This is a genomic window from Acinetobacter sp. YH12117 (genome assembly GCF_013418865.1).
Classification (GTDB): Bacteria; Pseudomonadota; Gammaproteobacteria; order Pseudomonadales; family Moraxellaceae; genus Acinetobacter; species Acinetobacter indicus.
Genome location: NZ_VPBF01000023.1, coordinates 47,751 through 54,333, shown reverse-complemented (window position 1 = coordinate 54,333; position 6,583 = coordinate 47,751). Strand labels below are relative to the sequence as shown.

The window sequence follows — 6,583 nt, the reverse complement described above, 5'->3', positions numbered from 1 at the left end:
GTTGCCATGTCACTGAATACTCGTCCTAGAAAAGCGTTAGATTGGCTTACACCATTAGAGAAGTTTGCTCAGCTTGTTGATTATCATAAGGCTTTTGAAACTGTCGCACCTCATGTTTGAATTCGCCCACCTTTAAATTGATGAAAAGCAATTACACAAAATTATTTACAGGCTCCATCACTCTAAAATAGAGTTGCAATTTTTATTCTGCTTTATAAAAGCATGGTACGCGGATTCAATTTATAGGGCTTATATGTCGATTGTAATCTTCTATTATGCTTTTTATCTCTAAACAAACTTGTATCTTTTATGTCCAAGCTCAATCATTTTTGCCAATCTATTTATTGATCATTCACCGATATGAACATTATCTTATCGCTCCAACACCTCATTAGGTAAAACAAACTCTAACTTAATATCGTATGCAGTCACTGTCCGTGTACACTTTGGTTTATCTAGTCCTTTACATTTTTCATGACGGTCTAATTTATTGTTTTTTTTAAATCAAATTAATAAGAAATAAAAATCTCCTCTTAAAAGAGCGGTCGTACATTCTATTATTCTTCACCATCAAACTGCCAGAATACAATCCCCCAATCACTTTTAAAATCAGGAAAGATATCTCCCTGTTTAAAATATTGACGTGAATTTTCTTTGGCAAATGTATACCAGTAGCCGCTGCATGGGGATAAGAACAAGCAAGAAATTGCAAAATTAAGCGTGGCACACACAGCATAAGGCCACTGATATTTCTACTTGTTGAAATAAAAATGTGGCAAAAATGTGGCAAATAAAAAAGCCACTTACATAAGTGGCTGATTTATAAAATAAATTCTGGTGGAGGTGGCGTCAATTGAACTCAAATCCTAACCCATTCATTTTAAAGCTTTTTTATTGAATAAAAAAATTCATTGACCCAATTTTGACCCAATTTAGATTTAGTGCATTGAATCACTTTAATATCTTGTTCAAATCCTGTCTTAGGATTTGAAATGGTGTACCAATATTACCACTTCTACAATCAATACAAAATGTAATGATATATCGTTACATTTTTTGATATTTCTTTTTCATGTATTATCAACTAAGACTAATTCAGGGATAAGGTAATGTTTGAAACTATCGATGATTTAAAGAAAAAATTAGATCAACATCGCCCCCTCTCTCATTCAATTGTAAAAAATCTACAAGAAGATCTTATTGTTCGTTGGACATATCACTCAAATGCAATCGAAGGCAATACACTTACATTGCTAGAAACCAAAGTTGTTTTAGAAGGCATAACTGTTGGTGGAAAAGCATTACGAGAACATTTCGAGGCAATCAATCATAGAAATGCCATCTACTATGTTGAAGACATTATTCGCAAAGAAGAGCCTTTTTCTGAATGGCAAATTCGAAATATCCATCAGCTCATTCTAAAAAATATTGATGATGAGAATGCAGGTCGCTATCGCCAACAAAATGTATTAATTTCGGGTGCTACAACTACCCCACCCGACTATACATTACTCAAAGACAAGATGGCTCAGCTAGTCGATTGGTACAAGTCGGAATCACATAAGCTTCATCCCATAGAGCGTGCAACTAAAGTACATGCAGATTTTGTTGGTATTCATCCATTTATTGATGGTAATGGACGTACATCACGTCTTTTGATGAACCTTGAGTTACTCAAAGCTGGATACCCTCCCTGCGTTATTACAGTCGAAAATCGCCTAGCCTACTATGAAGCATTAGATCAATGGATGGCTTATGGAAAAACTGAGCCTTTCATTCAGTTGGTTGCTGAAGCTGTGCTAGAGGGGTTTAAACCATATCAATTAATTTTAGGAATCTAAAAATTCCCTATTATTTTTTCAGAATGATGATAGGGAAAATATTAGGTTATTAGCAACTCTGATATTTTAAACAATCACACTAGTCTATTAATTGCATTAACTCTTTACTCACATCCGTTTTCGGTTGAAGCATATCTGTTGCAAGTACGCGTTTACTCCCTAAAAGTCTATCCAATTTCACTTCAAAAGTTTCTAATTCCTCCCAATCAGGTGCAGAGATCGTTGGATAATACACATAAACTTCTTTCTGCTGACCGATACGATAAGCGCGGTCAGTTGCTTGATCTTCTTTAGCAGGATTCCAGCTACGCGTATAATGAATAACATGATTTGCCGCTTGGATATTTACCCCGAACCCTACTGCTGTAGTGGAAAGAAGAATTACATTAAATCCTGGCTTTTCTTGAAACTTATCAATTAAATTTTGTCTAGTTAACCCACTTTTACTGCTTGTATTGGTATCCCCATTCACAGTCGTTACATTTAAACCAAAACGTTCCATTAAAATACGTTTCAGAAAGACTTGAATTTCTCTAAACTCCGTAAAAATAATGGCCTTTTCATTTCTTTGCTGAATCATTTGCAAGGTATTGAACAACCAATCTACTTTGGGTGAATCTTTTAGTGTTGCCATTGGATCTTCTGCTAAAGGATGTGCACAAATCATTCTCAATTTGTGTAAGCTACTGAGCATGGCGCCACGATTTCCCTCAGCAGACAACTTACGAAAATGTTGGGCCACATCGGCATATAATTTTCTTTGTAAGTTAGAAATATGAATTGTTTTACAACTATCTACTTCAATTTTAGGTGGTAAATCAGCCACATCATTTTTCATTCGTCTTAGGACTTGAGGATCAATCAATGCTCTCAGCTCATTTAAGACTTTCTCATCACTGACTTCAGCATCTTCTATCGGTCTACGATATTTTTTCCCAAACTCATTTAACGGACCAAGTAAATTTTCCTGAATAAAATCGAATAGACACCATAAATCGGTCAAAGAGTTTTCCACGGGTGTACCGGTACAAGCAATTTTAAAATCCGCTTTTTGCGCTTTAGCCGCTTTAGTCACCATTGAGGTTGGCACTTTAATTTTTTGTGCTTCGTCACACACCATGATCCCCCAGTCTTCCCGTGCCAAAGAGAATTCTAAATCACGTAAGGTTTCATAAGTGGTTAACACAATCTCTGCATCACCACGCCAGTCTTCTTCTAACAGATGCGTAATGCCATGATTTTCACGCAGCTGTGCGGATATCAAGTGTTTAGGAATTTTTCTTGTTTTAAGATGATCGCCATATAAGCTTAAAATTTTAGGAAATTGGCGACTAAAAAAGCGATTGGCTTCCGCTTCCCAGTTTTCAAGTAATGAAACCGGCGCAACCACGAGCACAGGCTTTTTATTTTTGGCATTTTCCAAATATTCGCCAATAAAACATAATAGCTGTAAGGTTTTACCTAAACCCATATCATCCGCCAATAGACATCCACTGACCTGTTCAGGCGCATATTGATGGAGATGCTGTAGCCACGCAACACCATAACGTTGATGCTGTTTTAAACTAAATTCGCTTTGCCTAAAACTTGTTGGCAATCTTGGTGCAGGAAAATTGTTTCGATCAAATGCAAGTTGTGCTGCACGTTGTTTACTATACTCAGCCTCATCAATGTTATTAGCAATTAAGAGCGTATCTCTCTTTTTTTTCTGAGCAGAATTTTCTTCTTGCCTCACTTCTTTGTTATTCAGTGCATGATGTTTTTGACGTAATTCTTCTAAAAGTTGTTTGCTTTGCTCAATTGACAACTTTTGATCCGCATGTGGCAACGCCACTTCTGTTAAACCATCCTGTTCTGCAGCTTGAATACATTTTTCAAGTGCAGTAACCATGTCCTCTAGTTGAGCATCAGTATCAGTCTGATCATATAGATCAATTAAATGCTGTGGTAACCAACCTGATTCTCCACTGTTTCTCTGAATAAATTCTGAATGAAGCTTTGGTGCTTCACCAATGCCTATAACTCGATCACTATAGTTCGATAAATCCAAAACTTGCTGTGCTTGTGCTGCATCCTGATATTTTTGGATGGTCTCTAAGTCTTGCTTGAGTGTTTTTATCTCTTGGTCTAAAACACTTGTACGTTCAATTTCATAACCCGCCCATACAAAAAATGGCGTATTTCGTTCATATGCCTGAATGAAATATGCGCTTTGTTCTAGATTACTCAGCGCTAAGACAATTGGGTTTGTCTCTCTTTCAGAATTTTCGAGCAAGTTGAGCGTTGCCGAGGTATAGAGATTTAATTCATTGTAATTTTTGTGAATACTTAAGGTGTAGCTGTAAATTTCAGCTTGTTGTTTGGCTGCTTCAAAACTTTCAGGTGTCACCACATCTAGAGCATCTTCGCCCAACTGTGCAAATGGATTATGTAAAAATGCCTGAGCTTGCTCACCTGCCACACGCCGATTTGGCATTTTTTTAATTTCTTGCAGCACATGTTTCACCTCAGGCTCAATCACAACATGGGCAATTTCCCCATCTGGCAAACTAATACTGTACTGATCCTGAACCTGCTGATATTGATCAAACGTTGTTAACCAGTCATTTGGCGCTTCATCGAATACCGGCTGTACTTCGACCACCGCTTCTTGGCTAATCAGATTTTTTCTTAAATTTAATTGTAGCTTTTCCGGTGCCAATACAATGGTTTTTCTTAAAAAATTATCTAAATTGGCATTGGCTTTTTTGGCTAGATTTCTAATCTTAGCCAAATATCTTTGATTTAATGCTTTATCTTTATTTTGTATTCTTGAAAATTCTTTTAGCTGCTCTACGACTTTAAAATTTTGTTCATTCAACAAATATTCTTGACCATCTATTCTTAAAATGGCGCCAATACGCTCAGGCTGATTTTTGAGTCTAATATTTTGTTCATTCAGCCAACCATCTAAAATGATTTTAAAAGTTGAATCACTTAAACCACCTTCACTTTTAATGATCGGACGTACATTGGCTTGTCTAGGTAAATGTAATAAATGAATCACACTTGCATGATCTTCATCATTCAAGATCTGGTATAGTTCTTCCCAAGGTAAGACATAGCCCTCATCCGTCAAATATGCTAAAGCTTCTTCTTCAAGACTTTGCCAATAGAAATCTGCGTCCGTCATAGCATTTTGTAAAGACGGATACGTAATACCTAAGTCATTGTAGGTTAAGCACTGTGTTGGTGCTTGTGGCACATGTGCTTCAATAACCTCAGCTGACTTCTTTCTTTTCCAAAATGCCAATCTCATGCTAGATCCTAATATGAACGCTTATATCTTGAAGAGTCGTTATTGTTTGAAGGCTTTCGTGAAAAAAGACCAATTTCCGCTAATTTCTCGTCAAACCTACTTTCCCAATCCCCACTATGACTCAATGCTGTCGGTTCACCCCATCCATTTCTAAAGAGTACAGTATCTTTATTTTTAAGATCTCCAATAAAAATTCTTTCTTTTTTATCATTGTATGGCAATTTGTTATAGGCATAACAAGCATTACCTGTATCTGCAAAATCCACTACATATACATTATCAATTTTTAATAAAAAGGCATTATTTGTCTGCGTTGAGCCAATTAACTCTTTCAATCGACCACGGTTCATTTCACGAAACTTTTTATGTTGCGCTTGCTGAGAATTTAATGCACTAGGACCTAAAAAAATTTGAGAGAAGTTAATCTTATCTATAAATTTAATCCAATAATTAAACCTATTCACATCTGCAGTTCGACTAAATAATTTAAAGAACGCTTCCAAATCAGCTTTTACAAACCATTGAACCACCATACGTTTCGTATCAGAATTGACATTATTCCAACCTGCAGAAGAATCATATTGTGGATTCCCCCATTGATCTAATGCCATCTGCTTGAGTGTTTCATGCACCTTGTCACGTTCAGATGTTTTTGCATAACGCTCTAACAACGCCGCTAAAATATCGCGACTATATAAGCTATTCTGCTCTGACAGCGTAATAAAACGTGCAATAGATTTGAAATAGTCTTTTTCATTCATCTGTCGAATGGACTGAATAGAAGACTTGATTAAATCATCCCAAAACCAACTATTCGGTGCAATTCTTAGACTTTCAAGCTCCTTTTGAATCCCACTCGCATCGTCGTCTTGCAAGAATTGTTTCACAAATGCTTGGGTTGGCGTATCAGATAAAATGTCAGCATGATCAATTAAAGTTGTCATCCATTGTTTTGGACGTTGCGTACTTTTATAAACATTCGACTTATGACGATTCAATATATCTCGCAATGTCAACCAAACCGCTGGCTTCGCTGCAATATCTTCTTTCGCTAAAGCAAAATAACTATACAATAATGGAAAATAAACCAAGTTAATGATGCTCTGTTCCGCTTGATTAAAATGCTGAACAATACGTTTACCAATATCATTAAAAATAAGTTTTTCTTGGGTATCCGGCAAAACCTTACTTAATGCCCAAGCTAAATTTTTCCAATCTCTTCGAGTAAATTGTTCAAATCCTGAATGCTCAAGTTTCGAAATCGTTTTGAATATTTTGACATCTAATGGAATTGAATTTTCAAGATCATCAAATTTTCGTTCCAATACCTGTAAGGTTTTCGTTAAACGTACAGGTTGAACAAACTTACTATATGTGGTTTCTTTTGGAAAAAGCAGGCTTAAACTTTGTTCTAACCGACGTTGCAAACGTTCTATTGTCATCG

At 36.2% G+C, this 6,583-nt stretch carries 3 protein-coding genes and 2 pseudogenes; 2 read left to right on the top strand and 3 right to left on the bottom strand.

Annotation, left to right across the window (positions count from 1 at the left end):
- Window positions 1–120 (top strand): annotated as a pseudogene (locus tag FTU55_RS09455) (IS30 family transposase); the annotation flags it as partial.
- Window positions 121–372: 252 nt separating this feature from the next.
- Here FTU55_RS09455 and FTU55_RS15155 read toward each other — a convergent pair.
- A pseudogene (locus FTU55_RS15155) lies at window positions 373–477 on the bottom strand (hypothetical protein); the annotation flags it as partial.
- A gap of 632 nt (window positions 478–1,109) precedes the next feature.
- On the opposite strand from FTU55_RS15155, the gene FTU55_RS09450 reads away from it, so the two are divergent.
- Window positions 1,110–1,841: a Fic family protein gene (locus tag FTU55_RS09450; RefSeq protein ID WP_180046895.1), complete on the top strand. Its 732-nt coding sequence runs from the start codon at window positions 1,110–1,112 to the stop codon at window positions 1,839–1,841.
- 79 nt (window positions 1,842–1,920) lie between these two features.
- Here FTU55_RS09450 and FTU55_RS09445 read toward each other — a convergent pair whose 3' ends face one another.
- Together FTU55_RS09445 and FTU55_RS09440 are read right to left on the bottom strand one after the other, a co-directional pair.
- On the bottom strand, window positions 1,921–5,139 hold the full coding sequence (locus FTU55_RS09445; protein ID WP_180046893.1) for a DEAD/DEAH box helicase: 3,219 nt from the start codon (window positions 5,137–5,139) through the stop codon (window positions 1,921–1,923).
- An 8-nt stretch (window positions 5,140–5,147) separates the two neighbouring features.
- On the bottom strand, window positions 5,148–6,581 hold the full coding sequence (locus tag FTU55_RS09440) for an EH signature domain-containing protein (protein WP_180046891.1): 1,434 nt from the start codon (window positions 6,579–6,581) through the stop codon (window positions 5,148–5,150).
- Between the last annotated feature and the right edge of the window lie 2 nt (window positions 6,582–6,583).